The 21480-nt window shown below is 45.2% G+C and carries 17 protein-coding genes; 6 read left to right on the top strand and 11 right to left on the bottom strand.

Going from position 1 to position 21480, the window contains the following annotated elements; translation table 11 throughout:
• Positions 1 to 28: 28 nt before the first annotated feature.
• Positions 29 to 1732 carry an acetolactate synthase AlsS gene (gene alsS, locus R7Q47_RS07245; RefSeq protein ID WP_318088817.1) on the top strand — a complete coding sequence of 568 codons (1704 nt, stop codon included), beginning with the start codon at positions 29 to 31 and terminating at the stop codon, positions 1730 to 1732.
• A complete protein-coding gene (locus R7Q47_RS07240) occupies positions 1729 to 2487 on the top strand; it encodes an SDR family NAD(P)-dependent oxidoreductase (RefSeq protein ID WP_256900091.1) in 759 nt (252 codons plus the stop codon). The genes alsS and R7Q47_RS07240 overlap by 4 nt, the downstream gene beginning before the upstream one ends.
• 288 nt (positions 2488 to 2775) lie before the next feature.
• Here R7Q47_RS07240 and R7Q47_RS07235 read toward each other — a convergent pair whose 3' ends face one another.
• From R7Q47_RS07235 to R7Q47_RS07195, 9 genes are all read right to left on the bottom strand, one after another.
• Complete coding sequence (locus R7Q47_RS07235; protein WP_047101308.1) at positions 2776 to 3372, bottom strand: methyltransferase domain-containing protein; 597 nt, start codon at positions 3370 to 3372, stop codon at positions 2776 to 2778.
• 136 nt (positions 3373 to 3508) lie between these two features.
• Complete coding sequence (locus tag R7Q47_RS07230) at positions 3509 to 4711, bottom strand: phenylacetate--CoA ligase family protein (RefSeq protein ID WP_213962656.1); 1203 nt, start codon at positions 4709 to 4711, stop codon at positions 3509 to 3511.
• A gap of 9 nt (positions 4712 to 4720) precedes the next feature.
• Positions 4721 to 5542 carry an ABC transporter ATP-binding protein gene (locus R7Q47_RS07225; protein ID WP_005373283.1) on the bottom strand — a complete coding sequence of 274 codons (822 nt, stop codon included), beginning with the start codon at positions 5540 to 5542 and terminating at the stop codon, positions 4721 to 4723.
• Positions 5543 to 5622: 80 nt separating this feature from the next.
• Positions 5623 to 6867 (bottom strand): ABC transporter substrate-binding protein, encoded by a 1245-nt coding sequence (locus R7Q47_RS07220; RefSeq protein ID WP_005373285.1) that lies wholly within the window; start codon positions 6865 to 6867, stop codon positions 5623 to 5625.
• A gap of 45 nt (positions 6868 to 6912) precedes the next feature.
• Positions 6913 to 7980, bottom strand: a complete 1068-nt coding sequence (locus R7Q47_RS07215; RefSeq protein WP_005382737.1) for a branched-chain amino acid ABC transporter permease — start codon at positions 7978 to 7980, stop codon at positions 6913 to 6915.
• A gap of 11 nt (positions 7981 to 7991) precedes the next feature.
• The gene (locus tag R7Q47_RS07210) at positions 7992 to 8885 is read right to left on the bottom strand and encodes a branched-chain amino acid ABC transporter permease (protein WP_005373295.1); all 894 of its coding nucleotides are present in this window, start codon (positions 8883 to 8885) and stop codon (positions 7992 to 7994) included.
• Entirely contained in the window at positions 8885 to 10846 is a 1962-nt protein-coding gene (locus R7Q47_RS07205) for a long-chain fatty acid--CoA ligase (RefSeq protein ID WP_318088813.1), read from the bottom strand. Before R7Q47_RS07205 ends, R7Q47_RS07210 begins: the two co-directional genes overlap by 1 nt.
• Positions 10846 to 11646 carry an ABC transporter ATP-binding protein gene (locus R7Q47_RS07200; protein WP_005373297.1) on the bottom strand — a complete coding sequence of 267 codons (801 nt, stop codon included), beginning with the start codon at positions 11644 to 11646 and terminating at the stop codon, positions 10846 to 10848. The genes R7Q47_RS07205 and R7Q47_RS07200 overlap by 1 nt, the downstream gene beginning before the upstream one ends.
• Positions 11647 to 11888: 242 nt before the next feature.
• Positions 11889 to 13526 (bottom strand): electron transfer flavoprotein-ubiquinone oxidoreductase, encoded by a 1638-nt coding sequence (locus tag R7Q47_RS07195; RefSeq protein ID WP_318088811.1) that lies wholly within the window; start codon positions 13524 to 13526, stop codon positions 11889 to 11891.
• Between the two features lie 155 nt (positions 13527 to 13681).
• Here R7Q47_RS07195 and R7Q47_RS07190 point away from each other — a divergent pair, with 155 nt between their 5' ends.
• The 3 genes from R7Q47_RS07190 to R7Q47_RS07180 all read left to right on the top strand — a co-directional run bounded on the left by R7Q47_RS07190 (position 13682) and on the right by R7Q47_RS07180 (position 17475).
• The gene (locus R7Q47_RS07190) at positions 13682 to 14434 is read left to right on the top strand and encodes an electron transfer flavoprotein subunit beta/FixA family protein (RefSeq protein WP_042523555.1); all 753 of its coding nucleotides are present in this window, start codon (positions 13682 to 13684) and stop codon (positions 14432 to 14434) included.
• Positions 14431 to 15357, top strand: coding sequence for an electron transfer flavoprotein subunit alpha/FixB family protein (locus R7Q47_RS07185; protein ID WP_017820355.1), 927 nt, complete (start codon positions 14431 to 14433; stop codon positions 15355 to 15357). Before R7Q47_RS07190 ends, R7Q47_RS07185 begins: the two co-directional genes overlap by 4 nt.
• Positions 15358 to 15444: 87 nt before the next feature.
• Entirely contained in the window at positions 15445 to 17475 is a 2031-nt protein-coding gene (locus R7Q47_RS07180; RefSeq protein ID WP_318088809.1) for an acetoacetate--CoA ligase, read from the top strand.
• A gap of 177 nt (positions 17476 to 17652) precedes the next feature.
• On the opposite strand, the gene R7Q47_RS07175 is transcribed toward R7Q47_RS07180, so the two are convergent.
• Together R7Q47_RS07175 and R7Q47_RS07170 are read right to left on the bottom strand one after the other, a co-directional pair.
• The gene (locus R7Q47_RS07175; RefSeq protein WP_053308067.1) at positions 17653 to 19203 is read right to left on the bottom strand and encodes an alpha-glucoside-specific PTS transporter subunit IIBC; all 1551 of its coding nucleotides are present in this window, start codon (positions 19201 to 19203) and stop codon (positions 17653 to 17655) included.
• A gap of 54 nt (positions 19204 to 19257) precedes the next feature.
• On the bottom strand, positions 19258 to 20586 hold the full coding sequence (locus R7Q47_RS07170) for a 6-phospho-alpha-glucosidase (RefSeq protein ID WP_318088807.1): 1329 nt from the start codon (positions 20584 to 20586) through the stop codon (positions 19258 to 19260).
• A 180-nt stretch (positions 20587 to 20766) separates the two neighbouring features.
• Here R7Q47_RS07170 and R7Q47_RS07165 point away from each other — a divergent pair, with 180 nt between their 5' ends.
• On the top strand, positions 20767 to 21474 hold the full coding sequence (locus R7Q47_RS07165; protein ID WP_054730587.1) for a GntR family transcriptional regulator: 708 nt from the start codon (positions 20767 to 20769) through the stop codon (positions 21472 to 21474).
• Positions 21475 to 21480: the final 6 nt, after the last annotated feature.

Raw genomic sequence — 21480 nt, 5'->3', positions numbered from 1 at the left:
AAAGTCAGGCAAATAATAAGGACAACAAATGCAATCCAAACCTTCAAATAAAAATGGAGCTCAGTTGATCGCTCAACAGCTAGAGTCTCTCGGCATTAAGTACATTTTCGGTATTCCCGGTGCAAAAATCGATCGACTGTTCGATGCGATTGAAGACACTAACATCCAAATGATTCCAGTACGCCACGAGGCTAACGGCGCGTTTATGGCGGGCGTTATGGGAAGACTAACCGGCAAAGCAGGCGTCACAATGGTTACGTCAGGCCCTGGCTGTGGAAATCTAGTTACGGGGGTTGCAACAGCAAACTCCGAAGGCGATCCGCTGATTGCTATCGGTGGTGCGGTGAAACGAACTGACCAGCAAAAACAAACACACCAGAGCATGGATACCGTCAGTATTTTTCGCTCTATAACTAAGTTCAGTGCTGAAGTGCAGCATGTGGACGCCGCAAGCGAGATCATGGCGAACGCATTTCGTATCGCAGAGTCAGGTCGTCCTGGGGCTTGCTTTTTGAGTCTCCCCCAAGATGTTTTATCCGAGCAAACCCAAACGGACATTATTGTCCCCTCGCCTTACACACAGCCTGGTTGCGCAGACATCGCAGCAATCGAAGAAGCGGTCAGTCGAATCAGTAAATCAAAGCGCTGTGTGGTTTTACTTGGCCTTCACGCGAGCCGCAGTCAAAACGCTGCTGCTATCGCTCGGTTTCTTCAAAATACGCAGCTACCCGTTGTCGGCACTTACCAGGCCGCCGGCACGGTAGACATCAATTACTATCATCACTTTGCTGGGCGTGTCGGTTTGTTTAATAACCAACCTGGCGATGTTTTACTGCGGGACGCCGATTTAATTCTCACCATCGGCTTTAGCCCAATAGAGTATGACCCTGAGCTTTGGAACAGCCACCGCAACCCAGTGATTCACCTCGATATTGAACCGGCAGAATACCAACTTAATTATCAGCCTTGTGTTGAAATCGTCGGAAACATTGCGCAGTCATTAGACAAGATGGGCAGCTATATCTCTGAATATGCCCGCCTTTCCCCAACGGCACTTTCAGTACTGGAAGAGGTAGCACTGCAACGGCAAGTGATCAAAACCTATCCCAATGTCTATCACAAGCAAGGATTTCATCCACTGGCACTGATTAAAGCCATGCAATCTATCATCACACCAGATACCACGCTATGTCTTGATATGGGGAGCTTCCACATCTGGATCGCTCGTTACTTAAGTTGTTTTCGAGCTCGCCAAATGCTGGTGTCTAACGGCCAACAAACAATGGGCGTTGCACTACCATGGGCCATTGGTGCCAGCCTACTAAAACCTGGTAGCAAAGTGGTATCGATATCGGGAGACGGCGGTTTTATGCAATCGAGCATGGAGTTAGAAACCGCGGTTAGACTGAACTGCAATATCGTCCATATTGTGTGGGTTGATAACGCCTACAACATGGTAGAAATGCAAGAGATCAACAAATATCAGCGCTGCTCTGGTGTGAAATTTGGACCAATTGATTTCAAGGCGTACGCCGAATCATTTGGCGCGAAAGGCTTCGCAGTGACTAGTCAACACGAATTGCTACCGACATTGAATAAAGCCATGGACGTTGAAGGACCAGCAGTGGTGGCTATCCCCGTAGATTACAGCGACAACGACAAACTGATGTTGCCGCGCACAGAGAAAAATCAAGATCCCGTTTTTGTAAGTTTCGAAGGAGAAATCGCATGAGAGGATTAAAAAATAAAGTCGCACTCGTCACTGGTTCTGCCAATGGTATTGGTTTGGCCATCGCAAAACGTTTGTATGAAGAAGGCGCAAACGTCGCTCTTGCCGATTGGAATGAAGAGCAGTTGGCAAACGCCGTTGAGGGCTTTGATAAACAGCGTGTGTCTGCGCATTCTATTGATGTTTCTGACCCAGAAAAAGTCGCAGCACTGATTTCTGATGTTGTTACCCGTTTCGGTAAACTGGATATTTTAGTAAACAATGCTGGCGTACATGTCCCTGGTTCCGTGATTGAAGGTAGTGTGGAAGACTGGAAGAAGATCTCAGGTGTAAACATTGATGGTGTTGTTTATTGCGCGAAGTTTGCTTTGCCTGAACTCTTAAAAACGAAAGGTTGTATGGTAAATACCGCGTCCGTTTCCGGTTTGGGTGGTGACTGGGGTGCCGCATTCTATTGCGCGAGTAAGGGCGCTGTGGTCAACCTTACCCGAGCGATGGCATTGGACCATGGTGCGGAGGGCGTAAGAATTAACGCCGTATGCCCAAGCTTAGTAAAAACCAACATGACGAACGGCTGGCCGCAGGACATCCGCGATAAATTCAATGAGCGCATTGCGCTTGGCCGAGCAGCCGAACCTGAAGAAATTGCGTCTGTCGTGACTTTCTTGGCAAGTGATGACGCATCTTTCATTAATGGCGTAAACCTACCTGTAGACGGCGGTGCCACCGCATCAGATGGTCAACCTAAAATAGTATAAGCATGAAATAGACAGATCAGTGAGAGACGTTCTACTACCTTTCGGATCGATGCTGATCTGCCGCTTTACGCTCTGAGCACACAACCCGTGCCGGCAATAAACTCAACCACTCGACCGCTGTTAGAGATATCTCAACAACTTAAACCAGCAACGAGAAATTAATGTTTCACACAAACCGACAAACTATGTGAGCATTCCATCATGCATAGAGTGAAGACTTATGTATCAGCGATTCACAAAGAACCAGAAAGTTTCCGCGAATACTTTCTAAAGAAGTCTCAGTGACGACTAACGTTTCTGCCACACCATCCATTGTTCTCTGCCTTTAAAAACCTCAACACTGTTTGCCACCACTGAGGATTCCACAAGCTTAAACGCCGGTTCTAGATAACCCTCCAACTCCCCACTTCGCAAACAAAATGGAGGGAAGCGTGATAGGTAATTATCATCAATGACGAAAAAACCAATTAGAAAACCTCCGCTTGGCAATAATTTATCCACCATCGAAAAGTATTCTGACCACATATCTCTCGGTAGTGCTGCGAGAAAGGCCCGCTCGTAAATGACATCAAACGAGTGAGAAAAATCGGCATTAAATACATCACCCAATACGACTTTATCTTTGTAGTTACCTAACGCTGATTGCGCCATTTTTACCGCTTCTTGGCTGTAATCCATCGCGATCACGTCATGCCCATATTGAATAAAAGTGCTCAGTTCATAAGCGGCACCACACCCAGGAATAAACACTGACTGGCCTACATGAAGTGAATTGTCGAGATAATCCTTGAGTTCTTGAGGTGTCGATTGGGCATCCCAAGGCATAGTGCCTCGGATAAACAAATCATCCCAGAATTGTGTGTTAATCATTGGTGCCTGTTTCATTTACCCGCTCCCTGATTGCGGTAGTAAAAAATAAAGGGATACGCAGCGCAATGTGGTATCCCTTTTCTAGCCTTTTGTCTGACGTTGTTAGTTTTTTATGACAACCACTTTCTACTGCACTTATGCCACCAATGAGTTAACTGCGAAGATCATTGATTAACGGCTGCTCCGCTTGGTTCGGTACAAACTGGACATTGCCTTTCAGTTTAGTGACAGACTGGAGTGTTGCTTGAATGTCCTCTGCTGATACATGCACATCATGACAACAGAAAGTAATGGCATCGTTGAAGCCATCGCGCTCAATTTTCAAGGAGCCTTTAATATTGTGGCGACGACAGACTTCTTGGATCTGATGCGGATAAACAAACAGCCCTTTTACTTTCACCGCGGAGTCTGCTCGTCCCATCCAGCCCTTAATTCGTGCGTTCGTGCGTGAAGAATCAGAACTTGTCTCTAGATATGCCGATAAATCTCCCGTTGCGTAGCGAATCAGCGGGAACTTCTCATCGAGCGACGTTACAACGACTTCACCGACTTCTCCCGGTTGTACAGGAACACCATCAGGATCAACGATTTCAACAATAATATCTTCGGCAATCACTAATCCTTGTTCACCAGACACTTGATAAGCAATCAAACCAAGTTCTGCGCTTGCGTAGGCTTGAAAGACTGCAATGCCTTTTTCCTCAAACATCTGTTGCATGTCTGCTGTAACCGCTTCACCAGAGACCAGAGCTTTCTCAAAGCTAGGCAGCTCATCGTATTTCTCTTGGTACTTTTGTAGCAACGTCAGCAAATAGGAAGGTGTACCAGTGTAACCATTAGGTTGAAGCTGTTTAATTGCCTCTATTTGCGCTTCGGTATTGCCTACTCCAGCCGGAAATACAGCGCAACCACAAGCCCTTGCGCCACCATCCATAATAAATCCGCCAGGAGAGAAATGGTAAGAGAGCGTGTTATGCACTAAATCACCCGCACAGAACCCAGCAGCGTGAAACGCGCGCCCCATACGCCAGAAATCGGCCTCATCCGTTTGAGCCTCATATAAAGGCCCAGGAGACTGAAAAACACGCGCCATTTGACCAATGGCAACGCTATTTAAGCCACCAAACGGCGGTTTAAGTTGCTGCTGATTAGGTACATTGAACTTACGTGTAATCGGGAACTGAGCAAGCCCTTCACGATTGTTTGCCAATGTAGGATCTAACTCAGAAAAATGCGCTGCGTAATGTTCGCTATTGGCTTTCGAATTCTCAATCAGCGCTGGCAAACGTTGAAACAGCGACTCTTCTCGCGCCTGTAGAGACAACGATTCTTTCGCATCAAATAGTTCGTTCATCCTTGCTCCTTACAACCAACGCTTACGACGTTTGTAAGATTTCAGATTCTTAAAGCTCTTGCGATCTTCATCGCCGCCGCCAAGGTAGAATTCTTTTACGTCTTCATTGTTTAGCAATTCGTGCTTGCTGCCATCTAGTACGATTTTGCCTGATTCCATGATGTAACCGTAATCGGCCGCTTGAAGAGCGAAGTTGGCATTCTGTTCAACCAAAAGCATGGTAATACCTTGCTCTTTGTTGATCTTGTTAATAATGCTGAATACTTCTTTAACTAGCAGTGGAGAAAGCCCCATAGACGGTTCGTCCAACAAAATCATCTTCGGTCGAGCCATTAACGCTCGGCCAATCGCTAACATTTGTTGCTCACCGCCAGACAAATAGCCCGCCAGGCCAGTGCGCTCTTTGAGTCGCGGGAAATAGTCAAACACCATTTCGATGTCTTGTTCAACTTCGTTGTCAGTGCGTGTATAAGCGCCTAAGCGAAGATTTTCTATTACCGTCATATCTTCAACAATTCGGCGCCCTTCCATAACTTGGAAGATGCCCGAACGGACGATCTCTTCCGGGCTTTTGTTGTCTATACGCTCGCCCATGAAGTTGATTTCGCCGCGCGTCACTTCACCATCTTCGGTTTTCAATAAACCAGAAATGGCTTTCAACGTTGTGGATTTACCCGCACCGTTGGCGCCCAGTAAGGTCACAATCTGCCCTTTTGGAACTTCTAAACTCACACCGCGAAGTACTAGTATTACTTCGTCGTAGACGACTTCAATGTTGTTCACTGAAAGCAGTATTTCTGCCGGTTCGATATTCGTTGCTAATTCAGCCATCAAGCTACTCCTTGCTAGGGTGAGAGTGTTCTCTCACCCATCCTTATTTTCAGTAAGCTTTGTTATTAATAAGTCGTAGATTAGTAACCTAGCCAATCGTCACGACGTGACAATGTCACCTGAGATACTTTCTTAATATCAACTGCGCCGCCATCGTTGTTGCCCATAAAGACGTTCACGGTTGTTGTGCCTCGGTGATCTTCCGGTTTCCAGTTCGCAGGGACACAAACACCTTCTAAGCCTTGTGGTACCCAGTTGTCATGGACATACATGCCCTTCTTGATGTTTTCACCTGTGATACCACCGTTGTCTTTCGCCCACTCCATTGCTTCTTTCATATAGAACGCAGAACAAATACCGCGAATGTAATGGTGAGTTCTGAATTCGCCCGGCTCTGATTCAGACTGCTTAGAAATCTCACGGACCAGTTTCATGCCTTCATTATCATCTCCCCAAAACGCTGTCATACCTGGGAAAACGTAATCTTTAAGGCCATCGCCTGCTGCTTCAAGCACTGGCTTATCGCCGCCCCAAATGTTTGCCATGTACTGGAACTCTGTCCCAACCGTGTTACAAGACTTCACTAGTGAGATAACCGAGCTACCGATATTAGCAATGTAACCGTAGTTGGTGCCTGACTCTTTCAGCGACAAACATTGCGCTTTGAAGTCCCCTGGTTTTAGTGACACAACGACTGGGTTTTGCACATCAAAACCAAGCTCTTTGGCGTACTCTGCACACGCTTCTTTTGGCGCATTCGGGAATGGATGGTTATCACCAATGTGCGTAAATTTCGGCGCACCTTGATTGCCCTTAGATTCCCAATCTTCTTTCGCCCACTTAACTAGCGCACGGCACGCATCTGAGTACGACGCACCATAAAAGAAGTTATAAGGCGCTGGTTTCGCGGTTTTTGGGTTTTTACCGGTTGGGTCAGTTAAGTGACCAGAGTAAGAAGCAGAGAACACCGGCACTTTGTCTTTGGTGACAAACGAAATAAGTGCTTCGGTATCCGCCGTACCCCAACCTTGCAGCGCAACCATGTCTTTACGCGCCACCCAACGTTTATAGTTAGAAATCGCCACTGGTACTTTGTACGCCATGTCTACTGTTTCAAATTCGAGCTCGGTACCGTTAATGCCACCGTTTTGGTTAATCCAACGCAATGCGTCTCGCACGCCAGAACCATAAGGCTTGCTCACATAGGCAGTTGGTCCAGAAAAGTCGACTAATTGCCCGACAAACACAGAATCTTTTGCCCAAGTTGCGGTAGTAAACAGTGCAGATGACAGCACCAACGTTGTCGCTAAATGTCCTTTGTTCATAACTCGTTGTCCTTGTTATTGAGGTATATTCCACTTAATTCCACGTTAATATGAGAACGGATAGTGTTTCCAATATGCTCGAATCTGTTGCCAGCGATGCGATAATCCTTGAGGTTCGAAAATGAGGAACAGCATGATGACTAGACCAATCGCCATTTCTTTGAAGTAAGCCAGACCATCAGTGAAAGCGGTGGTATCACCAAACGCTGAAAGCCCCGTTACACCAAACTCTAAAACTTCAGGCAACAGTACGATAAATATCGTCCCCATCAGCGTACCTTTGACTGAGCCTAAGCCACCAATGATGATCATTGCCAAGAACTGGATAGACATCATGATGGTGAAGCCTTCTGCTGATACAAACCCTAGATAATGTCCGTAGAGTGCGCCCCCGATGCCAGCATAGAATGCACACACTCCAAATGAGAGCAGACGATACTTAGTTAGGTTGATGCCCATGATCTCTGCTGACAGATAGTGATCTCGTACTGAGACAAACGCGCGACCGTCACGAGAACGGATTAAGTTTGATGCCCACATATACATGAAGATCAGCGCAAACAGAGCGATATAGAAAAAGCTTTCGTCAGTCGTAAACTCAAAGCCAAACAAATTAATTGGGTTCGCGCTAGCACCGTATGAGCCGCCACTGAACCAATCTGCGCGAGCAAAGAAGTCCTCTAGAATAAACTGCGCCGCCAACGTTGCGATAGCTAGGTATAAACCTTTAATTCGAGCCGCTGGCAGACCAAACAGCATCCCCACAATCATGGTTAAGTAACCCGCGAGCGGAATCGCAAACACGACTGGAATGTTAAACTGGTTATTTAACCAAGCCGATGCAAAGGCGCCAAAGCCAAAGAACGCACCGTGACCTAGCGAGATTTGTCCGGTAAAACCAACCAGAATGTTTAAGCCCAATGCCGCGATACCGAGGTATGCAATCTGAATAAACAGGTTTAGGAAGTAAATATCCAAGACCAGCGGTGCTGCCAGCATGGCGATGACACCAGCAATCGCAAGGCTTCTGATGGTTTTGGTTTCAAAAATTGGCGTATCGCTTTTGTATGTGGTTCGAAAATCCCCACATGGGCGCATGCTAAGTTGAGCCATGTTATTTCTCCTTAAATACGCTCAATATCTTTGGTACCAAACAGGCCATATGGCTTGAAGGCAAGAATGATTAACAGCACATAGAATGGTGCGATGTTGTACAGGTTACCCACTTGCAGGTATTGGCTATCAAAAAACTCAGCCAAGTTTTCTAGCACCCCGATGGTGATACCACCGACAATTGCGCCGACTACCGAATCTAAGCCACCTAAAATAACGGCTGGGAAAACTTTGATACCAATAATGGATAGCGCGTCAGATACGCCGTTAACGATACCGATAACAATCCCTGCTGTTGCAGATACCATTGCCGAAATGGCCCAACTGATGGCGAACACTTTCTTGATGGAAATGCCAAGACTCTGGGCTACTTGCTGGTTAAATGCCGTTGCGCGCATTGCCAGACCCATTTTGCTGAATTTGAAGAACCAGTAAAACGCGCCCATGATGAGCATTGAGAAGATCAAACTCAGAATGTAAGCAAACTCAACATTCAAACCTCCGATATTCACCACGTTGGTTTCAAACACTTGCGGGTACGACACAGCAGAGACGCCAAATATCCACTTCATCAGCGCTTGGAAAAACATCGATAGACCGATGGTCACCATGATCACAGAAATAATCGGTTCACCAATCAACGGTCTGAGCACAATGGTTTGCACGGCGATACCAAAAATCATCATGAACGCGAGCGTGAGTAAAAAGCCAATAAAGAACGGTAACTGTAGGTGCACCAATGCCGCCCAACATACCCACGCGCCAATCAACAAGAACTCACCCTGAGCAAAATTGACCACCTGGGTCGATTTGTAAATCAATACAAAGCACATGGCGACAACGCCATACAACATGCCAACGATCACGCCATTAATGACGAGTTGCAGTAATAAATCCGTATTCACTATGCGATCCTCCGTTGTTCGCTATCCACTAGTGTTGGCTCATGCTCAATAAGCGTTTCAATAACTAGCGACGTTTGAATGCGTGTTTTAGTGCCATCTTGATAAGTGATCACTGTATCGACATCGACTTTTGGATCGTCGCTGTAGATGGTTTCGATGATGTCTCCGTATTTCTCTGCAACCACACCACGACGCACTTTACGCGTACGAGTTAACTCGCCATCGTCGGCATCCAGCTCTTTGTAAAGTAGAATGAATTTGCTGATCTTCTGTGCATCCGGTAGGGATTCGTTCACTTTTTGAACTTCTTCACGAATCGCTTGGTACACTTCTGGTTGAGCAGATAAGTTGGTGTAGTTGGTAAATGCCAAGCCGCGTTGCTCTGCCCACTTCGCGACGATCGCATAGCGAATACAGATGATGGCAGACAGCCAAGGTCGACCTTTACCTACCACCACGGCTTCTGCAATAAACGGCGAGAACTTGAGTTTGTTTTCAATGAACTGCGGAGAGTAGCGGTTGCCGTGGCTGGTTTCCGACATATCTTTCAGACGATCAATCACCACCAAGTGACCGGAATCTTTAAAATAGCCCGCATCGCCTGTGTGCATCCAACCATCTTGAACATCTTGAACATCTTCATCATATGCTGCTTGGTTGTTTAAGTAGCCAGTAAACATGCCTGTACTTTTCGCGATGATTTCACCAACGCCATTGCTGTCTGGGTTGATGACTTTCACTTCTGCATTATCAAACGCAACGCCAACCGAATCATAGTCCACGTCATCGGCTTGGTGGACGGTGTACGCACCACACATTTCGGTTTGACCGTAAAGCTGCTTGAGTGGTACACCGATCGCTTGCAAGTAACGGAAAGTGTCAGGCCCCATCGCCGCGCCGCCCGTTGCAGCAGATGTTAGGTTCGAAAAGCCTAAACGGTCTCGCAAAGCACGCAAAAGAATCCATTCGGCGAGTTTAGAACGTTTGCCCTGCTCTAACGCTTTGTTGGCTAAGCTCATGCCCAGTTTGTACATCTTTTGCTTAAACGGTGTCGAATCCATCATTCGTGCAGACACGTCTGCCACAATGTTTTCCCACACTCGCGGCGCTAACAGCACAAAGTTTGGACCGATTTCACGCAAGTCGGACATCATGGTTTCTTGTTCTTCCACAAAGTTAACGATTTGACGAGAAATCAACGCCTGACCAACCACGTAAACCTGCTCCATAATCCAAGGCAAAGGCAGAACAGAAACGTAGTTGTCGCCTGGGGAACGAGGGTCTGCACGCAAGTAAGCCGCACAGTGATCCAAGAACGTGCCACTGTGTAGCTGAGCCAATTTTGGTTTAGAAGTCGTACCCGACGTTGTACAAAGAATTGAAAGATCGCTGCCTTTGGTTTCAACAACCATATTGAGATATTTGTCTGGGTCCGCTTTATCAATCAGCTGACCTTTTTTGTAGACCTGTTCAACATCAATCAATCTTGGATCATCGTATTTACGCATTCCACGAGGATCGCAGTAAATAATGTATTCAACGCTAGGAATTTCATCACCAAGCTCAAGCAGCTTGTCGCATTGCTCTTCATCTTCGGCAATCACGACTTTTGCTTTGGCATAGTTGATAAGGTACGCCACCTCTTCGTGCATAGAATCTTGATAGATGCCCAGCGAGAAACCTTTGATCGCATGTGCCGCTAACTCGCCCCATACCCATTCCGGGCGGTTATCACCTAGCAAACCAACGACATCTTGCTCACCAATACCTAAATCTTGTAGTGCCAGTGCCATCCACTTGACGCGGTTTTCATAATCCTTCCAAGTGAACTCTCGCCATATACCAAACTCCTTTTCACGCATTGCGACTTGTTCGGGCCAGTTCTTGGCATTGTGTTGCAACACTTTTGGAAAGGTATCTAAGCGGGTTATATCTGCCCAATCATTATGTTGCTGTGCCATTATGCACTCTCCTCTAATGTCGGTAACTCTTCGCCTAAGTACGCTTGTTTCACATGTGGGTTGGCCATCACTTCTTCAGGCTCACCCGTAGCAATGTGTTTACCGAAATCCAAAACCAAAACGCGATTAGAGATGTCCATGACCACGCCCATATCGTGCTCAATCATGATGATCGTGATATCTAATTCTTCATTCAGATCCATGATGTAACGTGCCATGTCTTCCTTTTCTTCCAAGTTCATTCCTGCCATTGGTTCATCAAGCAGCAATAACTTAGGTTTTAAGGCAATGGCACGAGCAAGCTCTACACGCTTACGTAAGCCGTAAGATAGGGTGCCTGCAGTCGCTTTTCGGATGTGCTGGATTTCTAGAAAATCGATCACGTCTTCCACATATTTGCGGTGCGCCATCTCTTCTTTCTGCGCATTAGAGAACCAATAGAGTGGCCCCGTGACGAAGTTATTTTTCAGTAGGTGGTGTCGGCCAACCATGATGTTGTCCAGTACCGACATATGAGAAAAGAGCGCTAAGTTTTGGAAGGTTCTTCCCAGCCCTAACTCAGCTCGTTGGCTTGGTGTACGTTTAGTTACGTCATCTCCAGCGAAGATTACAGAGCCTTTGTTTGGTGTGTATCGACCAGAGATGCAATTGAGCATTGAGGTTTTACCTGCACCGTTTGGACCAATGATTGAAAAGATTTCCTTTTCATTCACATGGAAGCTCACATCAGTTAAAGCTTTCACCCCACCAAAAGCCAATGAAATATCGTTTACCTGCAACAGAGGCGATTCCGATACCATAGTTGATCTCCCTTTCGTTATTTTAAGTGCGTTCCATTGAGCACTATTTGATCAAACCTAACTTTGATACTGGTAACCGCTTTTACACCTATGCATCAACTTTGTATTCAGTTTACGTAAACGTCAATTTAAAATCAGAATAGTGCCTGAAAGATTAAGTTGCAATCGAGTTCATCGAGAAAGATTTGAACTAACGCAAACTTTAAGTAAATAAATTGTTAATAAAAATTATTCTCAAACGCTTACATATTTGGATAGTTAGGACCACCACCACCTTCTGGCGGAGTCCAAGTAATATTTTGACTTGGATCTTTGATGTCGCAGGTCTTACAGTGGATACAGTTGGCCGCATTTATTTGAAGCTCTGGCTGCTGCTCCCCCTGTACGATTTCATACACGCCAGCCGGACAATAGCGCTGTGCTGGCTCTGCATATAATTCAAGGTTCTGCTCAATAGGAATCCGCTGGTTCTCCAGTCGTAAGTGGCATGGTTGATCTTCCTCATGGAAGATATTGGATAGATAAACAGAAGAGAGGCGATCGAAACTTAACACGCCATCAGGCTTCGGATAGACAATTTCATTGCTGTTTTCCGCCAATAACAGAGACTGATGATCAGGCTTATCACAGCGGATATGCCACTTAGCTTTGCCTTTTAATACGTTATGTTCCAGCAGCGCTAAACCACCGCCCAGCCACGATCCAAAGCGGTGAATACCACTTGAGAAGTTACGTGCTTGATAAAGCTCTTCATACAGCCAAGACTGTTTGAAATGCTTTTGATAATCAGCAGTAACTGACTGACTCTCAAGGGCTTCACATACTGCTTCAGCGGCAAGCATGCCAGATTTCATTGCGGTGTGTGTGCCTTTGATTTTAGCGCCGTTAAGTGTTCCTGCATCACAGCCAATTAACAAGCCACCAGCAAACTGCTGCGTGGGAAGCGAATGAAAGCCGCCCTTGGTGATCGCTCTCGCGCCATAGCTAATACGCTTCCCATTTTTGAGGTATTGCTCAATCAACGGGTGGTGTTTAAAACGTTGAAACTCATCAAATGGACTCAAGTGCGGATTCTTATAATTCAAGTCAACAATCAACCCGACGGCAACTTGGTTTCCCTCTAAATGGTAGAGATAACTGCCACCTGTAGCTTCATTTGATAACGGCCAACCTAATCCGTGCACTACTAAACCTTGCTGATGCTGCTCTGATGGGATTTCCCACAGCTCTTTAAAACCGATAGCGTAGTGTTGAGGCGTTTTCTCTTCAGCAAGATTAAATCGGTTAATCAACTGCTTACCAATATGCCCCCGTGCGCCTTCAGCAAATAAAGTAAACTTCGCTCGTAGTTCAATACCAGGTTCGAAATTTCCTTTTTGTTCACCATTTTTATCTAATCCCATATCGCCCGTGATAACGCCACAAACACGGTTGTCTTCATCAATGATGGCTTGGCTGGCGGTAAAGCCTGGGTAGATCTCCACCCCTAAGTTCTCGGCCTGCAACGCCATCCATCGGCATAGACTGCCCAAACTTATGATGTAATTACCTTTGTTATGTAACGTATTAGGCACCGCCCAAGAAGGCAGTTCATGACCATTGATGTCATTGCCTAGATAGTAGGTTTTATCTTGGTTTACTTTGGTATTGAGCGGAGCGCCTTTCTCTTCCCAGTCGGGAAAAAGCTCATCCAAACTCCGCGTTTCAAACACCGCACCCGATAAAATATGCGCTCCAACTTCAGAACCTTTTTCTACCACGCAAACAGAGAGGTCTTGTTTTTTTTCTGCTGCTAATTGTTTGATTCGGCATGCCGCAGACAAACCTGCGGGACCAGCGCCTACAATCAGAACATCAAATTCCATGCAGTCTCTTTCCATGATTGCATTCCTTTTTCTTTGCATGTTGCCAACTTGTTAATCAACAATATATTTAAAGTTGACGCAAACGTAAAGGTAAATTAACATCATTTTAAAGACGTCATCACATCGTCTTCACTGTAAACACATAGTCTTCACTGTAAAAGGAATCTAACGTGAAAATACTAGTGCCAATCAAAAGGGTCATTGATCCCTACGTTAAAGTTCGCGTGAAAGCGGACCATAGCGATGTTGAAACCAATAACGTCAAGATGACGATTAATCCATTTTGCGAAATAGCCGTTGAAGAAGCCGTACGACTAAAGGAGCAAGGTATTGCAGATGAAGTCATCGTTGTCAGTGCTGGCGGTAGCCAGTGTCAGGAGCAACTACGTACCGCGCTTGCATTAGGCGCCGATCGCGCTATTCATGTCGATACTGAAGACAAAATAGAGCCATTAGTTGTTGCTAAGCTGCTCAAAGCTCTAGTTGAGCAAGAACAAGCACAGCTTGTGATTACGGGTAAACAATCCATTGATACGGATAACAACCAAGTGGCTCAGATGCTGGCCGCCCTACTTGACTGGCCTCAAGCAACTTTCGCTTCCGACGTGAAGATTGAAGATCAAAAAGTTCAGGTCGTGAGAGAAGTGGACGGCGGCTTGATGACGGTCGCGATGAACTTACCTGCGGTGATCAGTACTGACTTACGCCTGAATGAACCGCGTTTTGCCTCTTTGCCTAATATCATGAAAGCTAAGCGCAAGCCGTTAGATACCATCACACCTGACAGTCTGGGTGTTGAAGTGGTATTTAGCCAAACCATTCAAGAAATCACACCGCCAGCGCAAAGAAAAGGTGGCATCAAGGTTGAATCTGTCTCAGAGCTTCTCGATAAGCTGCGTAACGAAGCGAAGGTGATTTCATGAAGAACTTAATCATAGCAGAGCATGACAATAACCAATTGCATGCGGACACACTCAAAGTGGTTAATGCAGCAAAACAAGTCAGCCAAGACAATGTTTTGATCGTAGTGGGCCACCAGTGTGAAGAAGTCGCTCAGCAAGCTTGTCGCGTTGATGGTATATCAAACGTAATTTGTGTCGATGATGAGCAACTTAAGCATCAATTTGCCGAGAGTATCGCACCTATTGTAGTGAGTATTGCTGAAGGTTTTGACGCAATCTGGGCTAGCTCATCATCAAAAGGGAAAGACCTTGCACCTCGAGTAGCAGCGAAGTTCGGCGTTGGGCAAATTTCCGATATTGTCCAAGTTATCGATGAAAACACTTTTATCCGCCCTATTTACGCAGGAAACGCATTTGCCAAAGTGACCACCAGCGACAAGGTTCGCGTCATCACCGTGCGCGCGTCTGCGTTTGAGCCGGTTACTTGTCACAACCAAGCTGATATTAAGCATCAGCAGGTCACTATCTCAGCTCCAATGGTTGAATTGGTTTCTGTCGATAAAACCGTGTCAGAACGTCCTGAATTAAGCGCGGCAGAGGTGGTTGTGTCAGGTGGACGCGGGGTCGGTAGCAAAGAGAACTTCGCGTTGATCGAACAAGTGGCCGATAAACTAGGTGCTGCCATTGGCGCTTCTCGCGCGGCGGTTGATGCCGGGTTTGTTGCCAACGACTTACAAGTGGGTCAAACCGGTAAAATCGTTGCACCTAAGCTTTATATAGCGGTTGGGATTTCCGGTGCCATCCAGCATCTTGCAGGAATGAAGGAATCCAAAGTGATTGTCGCGATCAACAAAGATCCAGAATCTCCTATCTTTGAAGTTGCCGACTATGGATTGGTTGGTGATTTATTTGAGGTACTACCTCAGCTTGCCGAACAACTTTAAACGATCAGATAAGGGGCGAACACTGCTATGTTCGCCCCTTTATTTTGTTTTTGGTCATATTCAAAAGAATTGAAATTAGAGGGACCTATGCCAAATTCTGCACCTATTTGGTCACCATCTGCTGAGCGCGTCAGCAATAGCAACTTATTACGGTTCATTGAAAAGGTTAATAAAGACAAAGCCGAAGGTGCCGTAATCAACAATTACACGTCTCTACACCAGTGGTCCATTGAGCACAATGATGAATTTTGGCGACATACTTGGCAGTTTTGCAACGTAATCGGAGATATGGGTTCACAAATCAAGAGCCTTGGCAGTCCCAAATGGACACTAACAGGTTCTAATCATCATCATGTAAATAGAGACACAGTATGGTTTGCTGACGCCACGCTGAACTACGCAGAGAACCTCCTATCTCAGGCTGAGCAATCACCAGAGCGTGAGTTTATTGTTTTTAGCAATGAAAGCGGTGAACACCGACAACTCACCGGTAAACAGTTGCTTGAACAAGTTTCCGCCATTCAACAATGGCTACTCAATTGTGGTGTCGGTAAAGGCGATGTCGTTGCGGGTTATTTGCCCTACCTTCCTGAAACCGTTATTGCCATGCTGGCCACCACCAGTCTTGGTGCCATTTGGACTTCAACCTCTCCTGATTTTGGTATCGATAGCGTCGTAGAGCGTTTTGGTCAGGTCAAACCGAAAGTTCTTTTTTGCTGTGATGGCTACCAGTTCGGAGGCAAAGCTTTCGATATGACGGACAAGAACACCACTCTTAGTAGTAAGTTAAGCAGTGCCTCCGAAGAGACTACTATTAGTGTATGCCAAATCGAATATTTACAAAACGCTGAGAGTGCTAGCACTTCTGAGTTTGTTTCTTGGTCCGATATTACTCACCACTTTTCTCCACAATCAATTCAATATCAACCAATGCTGTTTAATGACCCGTTATTCATTTTGTATTCTTCTGGTACAACAGGTCAACCTAAGTGTATTGTTCATTCCGCAGGCGGTACCTTGCTCAATCACCTCAAAGAACATCAACTGCATTGCGACATCAAATCGCAAGACAAGGTTTTCTACTACACAACATGTGGTTGGATGATGTGGAACTGGCATGTTTCCGCTCTTGCGAGTGGTGCAGCCTTAGTGATTTACGACGGTAGTCCGGTTTACCCTGATCACTCCGTCTTATGGCGATTAGCAGAAGAACATAGCGTGTCGCTGTTTGGTACTTCAGCGAAATACTTAGAAGCACAGGAACAGGCAAGCTGCTCTCCAAAACTAAAACATAACCTGAAGTCACTCAAAACTCTTTGCTCAACTGGTTCGGTGCTTTACCCAGAACAATTTAGTTATGTCTATCAGCACATCAAGCAGGACTTGCATCTCGCTTCTATCGCTGGCGGCACGGATATTTGCGGATGCTTTGTACTGGGAAACCCTATCTCACCAGTTTACAAAGGTGAATGCCAAGGCGCAGGGCTGGGAATCGACGTGCGTGTTTTGGACGACGAGGGAAAAACCATTACACAGCAACGCGGCGAACTAACTTGCAATAACTCACTACCTAACTTCCCTATTGGCTTCTGGCACGACAACGGCGAACGCTATCACAACGCTTATTGGAGCAAGTTTACCGATATCTGGCACCATGGCGACGATGTGATGCAAACCGAACATGGCGGCTTCATTTTTTATGGCCGTAGTGACGCAACCTTAAATCCAGGCGGCGTACGCATCGGTACCGCTGAAATCTATCAGCAAGTGAACGCGTTACCCGAGGTTGAAGACTCCATCGCTGTCGGCAAGTTAAACCAGCAGTCTGAAGAAATCTGGTTACTAGTAAAACTCGCTCACAACGTCGAGTTAACCCAACAACTCACCGATTCAATTCGCCAAACATTGAAAACAAAATGTTCACCGCGCCATGTCCCACGACAAATTTTTGCTATCAGTGATATTCCTAAAACGCGCTCAGGCAAATTGGTTGAGCTAGCCGTGAAACAATTGGTAAACGGACAAGCTGTAAAAAACATTGGTGCTATTGCTAACCCAGAAGTGCTGGAAGAAATTAAAACGCTTTTCAACATAGAAAGTGGCGCCATTGTCACTTAGAGACTCAACAAGTCTTCCAACAATACAGACGGGTATAACCTAACTGTATTTTTAGCTCGCTCGATAACTCCTCCCCACTTTCGTGGAAACTGTGCGAAATATGCTTCATGTAAACAAAAAAGGTGAGATAATTCTATCTCACCTTTGAGCCATATGAGCGGGAGCATTAGTTGGGGGTTAAGCTTTTATCAGTTGGCTCATATCTTCGCGAACTTGTGGCACCGTTAAACCAACGATGATTTGAAGGCTCTCTTGATTTCTAACAATATTCACCGCTCCGTGCTGTGTGAAAAATGCGTTCTCCTTTACAAGAGAGACATCTTTAACTTTAACACGCAGACGCGTCGCGCAATTAGTTAACAAGTCAATGTTTTCTTTTCCACCCAAACCTTCAATAAAGGCACTAGCTTGTGACGGACTTGCGCTACTGTTATGGACCGCTTTCGCTTCTTTGTAGTCAGCTTTGGAATACAACTTACTATCTGCACCTTCACGCCCCGGAGTAAGTATGTTGTATTTTAAAATAAGCGCGCGAAACGTAACAAAGTAAACACCAGTAAACATGAGACCAATAATAATCTGAATCACGTATGTTCCTGCATGGTTACCAGCCAAAGGCAACCAGTTTTGGAAAATGAAGTCTATCAAGCCAGTCTGAAAGTTACCGGAAACACCAAACATAAAGGCGATCGTTGCCATTGTCGCAGATAACAACGCATGCAAAGCAAACAGCGCAGGTGCGATAAATAAGAATGTAAACTCTATTGGTTCGGTGATCCCTGTAAGAATTGCTGTGATTGCGGCACCGAGCACTAACCCCATCACCATCTTTTTATTTTCTTTTTTTGCAACTGAATAGAGTGCTAGTGCGATACCCGTACAACCAAACACTTTACCCATTCCCGTCAACATCAAACCACCCTGAGGAAATTGTGTCGTTAAACTTTCCGAGCTCTGGGCGAATGTCTGTATATTTTGAATCCAATAGGCAACCGTTCCGCCATCGACTGCAACTGGCCCATAAAAAACGGGACCATATACGAAATGATGCAACCCCGTTGGTATCATGATTCGCTCTAAAAACGTAAATAGCCATACCCCTAACGATCCAGCAGAAACCAAGAATGATTGCAGATTATTAATACCATGCTGAATACTTGGCCAAGTCAAACAAGTTAGAATTGCCATCACGACCATAATTGGGAAGCTAATGATCACAACCAATGGCGTTCCGCCAAATACAGCCGCCCAATCCGGTAGCTTTTTATCAAAGAATCGGTTGTGAACCCAAACAGAGAGACTTGCAATTAAAATGGCACCTAGCAAGTTGGTATCAAGCGTTAGAATGCCACCAACTTCAGTCAAACCTCGCTCACCTTCCGTATAGTTAACGCCCAGTTCTGGTCCCCAAAATTGAAGGATTCCACCAATAACGTAGTTAAACGTAATGTAGGAAACGAGTGTTGCAAGTACAGCGCGACCAGATGCTTTTTTAGCTAAAGCGATAGGTAACCCAACGGCAAAAATAAGTGCCATATTTTTAAATACAGCGAGTGATGCCTGTAAAATGATCGTCGAGACTTTAACCCAAGCACTCCCCTCTAGTGCCCAAGGAAACACTTCTTGATTTAACAGCACAACAGAGAAACCCAATAACATGCCCGCTGCTGGAAATAATAGAACGGGTACAAACATCGCGGCCCCGAACCTTTGAATAATGTCTTTCATGTAAACCTCTTGTTTCATTCACGGAGCCTACAAGTAGGCCCCGAACGTCCAGTGTTATTGAAAAAATTGAGGAAGGTAGGCTTTATTTTCTTCTAGTAATTGTTTTGTTATTTCTTTAGCTTTTGGCACATTAACCACGGTACGGTTAAGTGTGAGTGCATTAATCAGCTTTTGCTGACTTCCTTCGTACCAAGCATCCACGACTAATTTCTCGTAACCAAGTTGGCTCTCAATCATGGCTTTTTGGAAGGTTGGGATTTTTCCTACAGTAAAAGCTTTCGGTCCATCACTAGTTAGCGCAGCTGGAACTTCTACCATGGCGTCATTTTGTAAATTTGTAATAGCACCATTATTCGGTACGATGACGAGATATACATCGCTCAAATTGTAGGCTAGCGAAGCCGCGACTCTCACCATGTATCGACCATGGATATCGGCATGCAGTGTTTCGTGCTTTGTGGTGCCCGCTTCAATTATTCTTGCGTTCAATTCGAACACTCGTTTCTCACGGCCGTTAATTACCTGCCTTGCGCGAGTATTATTGATATCCTCTTTCGCCACCATTTTTTCAGGGTACAAATAGTATTGAAGATACGTATTCGGCAAAAACTCTGGATTATCAGCAAGCATTGTTCTCATGTTTTTGAATGTGGCTTGCCACGATGGGTCATCCGCTATTTCCGCATCAACCGCACTGATCCCTTCTTTTAGGATGATATTTTTAATTTTGTCCGTTAAGTCTTCACCCTGTTTGTTACGAATTTTGGTAAACCAGCCATAGTGATTAAGCCCAAAATATTCAGGAACGAAGTCCCAAATTTCACATCCTAACAATTGCGCATAGCTGACCATAATCGCTGCTGGCATATCACAGATATTTAGAATTCGCTTATCATGCGGAAATTCACGATTTAAAGCTTCAGCGACAATTGCCGCCGGGTTGGTGTAATTAAGAATCCACGCATCTGGACACGTTTGTCGGATCTCCTTCACTAGCTGGATCATGTCGCCGATAGAGCGAAGTCCATATGCCATTCCTCCCGCGCCACATGTCTCTTGCCCAACACAAGAGTTGGATAGCGGGATTTGTTCATCGCGCTCGCGCATGGCCAACCCACCAGTGCGGATCTGGATAAAGAAAAAGTCCGAATCTGCGAATGCGACAGATTTATCCGTTGTATAAACAAACTCTTCAACTTCTGGATAGTGTTCTCGCAATAGAATTTCAGTAGCTAATGCATTCGATTCTTGGCGTTTCTCATCTATGTCGTAAAACACGACTTTTGCGAGTGGAAAGTTATCTTTTTCGGCAATAAGGCTGTTCATCATACCAAGTGTGTATGTACTGCCAGCACCAACAATCGTTAATTTTTGACGTTTCATTTCGCTACCTCAAATGTTTATCCTGAAAATGTATAAAATAAGTATTAATACTTTTATGATACATTTAAAGTATAAGCACAAAGATACGAGATAAAAATCACACAAAGATCCTAAGGAAAAGTATTAACTACATCTCAGATCACATTCTTGCTATCATGATCCAAGACTTAGCGAGGTATTATGAAACCCAAATACATAGACATTGCGGAACGATTAGAAAAAAAGATCAAAGATGGGGAACTACAACCGAAATCGATGCTTCCAAAAGAGAGTGATTTGCAAGAAGAGTTTTCCGTAAGCCGCGTAACCATCAGAAAAAGCTTACAAATTCTGGTCGACAATAATTTAATTAGTCGGACAAGAGGTAGTGGAACTTATGTAAACGATCTAAAAGCCCAACATGATGCCTTACATTTGCTGGGTTTTATCGAGGAAGTCAGTAAACAGGGGAAAACGCCTAGCTCTCAAGTCATAAAGTTCGAACTTAAAAAGCCGAATGAGCAGGTTGCTAAGCAGTTAAATCTCTCGCCCAATGATGATACATATGAAATACATAGACTCAGATGTATTAATGATGAGCCTGAAATTTACGAAGTCACTCATATGCCAGCAATGTTATTTCCAGACTTGAGCATCGCCATAATGAATGGTTCTAAATATGAGTACATTGAAAATAGCAAAGGATTGAAAATTGCGAAAAGCAGTCAGTCTGTCAAACCGTACTTGTTAGATGCAGAGACGGCCTCATACCTGAATGAATCAGAAGCTTCCCCTATTCTAAAAGTTGAGTCCACTGGTTACCTAGAAGATGGTCGTGCATTTGAATATACCGTCAATTACTTCCGACTTCATCAATACAGCTTCGAGTTTATTTCAACTAGGGCGTAGTACTAT

It is taken from the genome of Vibrio sp. Vb0349 (assembly GCF_033338975.1).
This window is presented reverse-complemented; position numbering and strand designations above follow the sequence as displayed.